This window comes from Terriglobus sp. YAF25 (genome assembly GCF_052113305.1).
In the GTDB taxonomy this organism is placed as follows: Bacteria; Acidobacteriota; Terriglobia; order Terriglobales; family Acidobacteriaceae; genus Terriglobus.
Genome location: NZ_JBFRCY010000783.1, coordinates 1 through 2,041 on the forward strand (window position 1 = coordinate 1; position 2,041 = coordinate 2,041).

The window sequence follows — 2,041 nt, forward strand, 5'->3', positions numbered from 1 at the left end:
GCATCGGACACGGCAGCTCTTTCTGCATGCGTAAGACTCTTGTGATTGCAGGTATCCATCAGACTTAGGCAATCGAACAAATTGCGCTGAGCAACGCCCTCCGCAACGGCTGCTCTTTCGCCTGCACTCAAAACGGAAGAGTCGCATGGCGCCCACCCACCCTTGCAGCGCGAGACATTGTGTTCCCGTTCAGCATTTGCGATTGCAAGCGCCTCCTTCGGAGTCAACATCGCGCGATTGCACGCCGCGATTCCATCCATGCAGCCCAAGACATTACGCTGGTGTCTGGCGACCGCTAATGCAGTTGCCTCTTGCTCCGTGAGCGCCGACTGGTCGCAAGAGACGTCCCCCTTTTTGCAGTTCGTGAGGCTCCTTTGGCGGATATCCGCCGCAGATATGTTGGGGAGCGTCTCCGCACGTGGAACCTCACAAAGCTGCGTGTCAGTAATACAGCCTGCTAAACCGGCGTCATGGTGGGGCGCTTGTCCGGCGAGAAGGCCATTCCATGAGATCACTAAGGTCATCAGAAAGCCGGGCAGGATGAGGGATGTAAGTTTCATTTTCAATCTCCTTCTGGAGATACGTCGCCAGGCACGCATTAACTTGATCGCAGTTGCCTGAACCCGGCCCTCATCATTATTGGCCTATCTGCATGCGAAAGATGATCAAATTTGATCACTGTTTGCCGCGTGCTCGCCAGCTGCGGCAATATGCGTATCGCGAATCGCACAAGCCTCGAACGCCGGGCATGTGGAGGCGATGTAAGCATGCGCCGGCTCGCCGCACGGGTGATCCTCTGATCGTCCAGGATGCGGATGCGTATGTGACTCACACCACATAAGCTTTTCTGGAGGTGTCTAGCCGCAGATGTCCGCATCTATGGCAAGAGGTTGCACCATGCGTCTTTCCTTCGCGAGCCGACTTCAATTGGTGGGACATCGTCCTTTTGCAAAAATTGGGCCTGGCCCGGTGCGTCTCATAGCGAAGCATGACGCACTACGCAGTCCAGATGGCAATCTCGCGTACGCCACCAGCGTCCCTGGCAGTAATCCTCTCCTTAACAACTTAGAGTGAGCTATTTTGCTCACTCTTTAAGCCGCGTCTTTTGAAACAATCTAAGCGTTATTCAAGTGTTGCAGAATGACAACATGGTTTCCATTTCGTACTGTTTTACTGATTTCGCCGCTCTTGTTCTGTATAGGTCAGCGCCAGATGGCAAATGCGCAACAACCAGGTGGATTCTCTCTGGTTACGAATCCTCCGCTTCTGACAGAGCAAATCATCGAAAATCTGGTTAAGAGAAATATCGAGCGTGCCCAGGCGCTTCATGCCTACTCGGGGACTCGAATTTACCAGGTGAAATACCGAGGGTTTCCGGGCGGCAGCAGCGCTGAGATGGTTGTGGACGTAAAGTACCGATCACCCGGTACAAAGGAATTCACGATTCGGTCTGCAACCGGATCCAAAATGATTATCGAAAAAGTGTTCAAAAAGCTCTTACAGGCTGAAAAAGAGGCCCTGGCCCTGGAGGCTCAGAAGCGTGCGGCGCTGAATAGCGACAACTACAGTTTCACACTGGTCGGCTACGAAAACACGTCATCCGGTTTGACGTACGTGCTCACCGTCGAGCCTAAAACGAAGGACAAGTTTCTTTACCGGGGCCGAATCTGGGTAGATGCAGGAGACTTCGCGGTTGCCCGTTTAGCAGCAGAACCCGCAAAGAACCCCTCCTTTTGGACGAAGAATAGCGAAATTGAGCAGGTGTACATGAAAGTGAACGAGTTCTGGCTTCCTGTACGCAACCACAGCATCACTGAGATCCGGCTTGGCGGAACCGCCGAATTGACGATTCTCTACAGCGATTACCGAATCATCAGTAAGGAAGAGGTCAACAAACTGTCGGCGCTGGAATCGGGTCGACCGGCAGAGGCTATACCCGCAAAGCACTGATTGCTGCGGTGAACTCGTTCGACTGTCATGTATTAGTTGGTAATCCTCGACCTCAGACTTCGGTTGCGGAACCCTTGTCCTGTCGTTCCTG

At 53.2% G+C, this 2,041-nt stretch carries 2 protein-coding genes; one reads left to right on the top strand and one right to left on the bottom strand.

Translation table 11 applies throughout. From position 1 onward, the window contains the following. Positions 1-560, bottom strand: a 560-nt coding sequence (locus AB4043_RS23660) for a hypothetical protein (RefSeq protein ID WP_442308274.1), incomplete at its 3' end; no start/stop codon positions are given. Positions 561-1,140: 580 nt separating this feature from the next. Here AB4043_RS23660 and AB4043_RS23665 point away from each other — a divergent pair. Continuing rightward, positions 1,141-1,950 carry a hypothetical protein gene (locus AB4043_RS23665; RefSeq protein ID WP_442302773.1) on the top strand — a complete coding sequence of 270 codons (810 nt, stop codon included), beginning with the start codon at positions 1,141-1,143 and terminating at the stop codon, positions 1,948-1,950. Positions 1,951-2,041 lie beyond the last annotated feature (91 nt).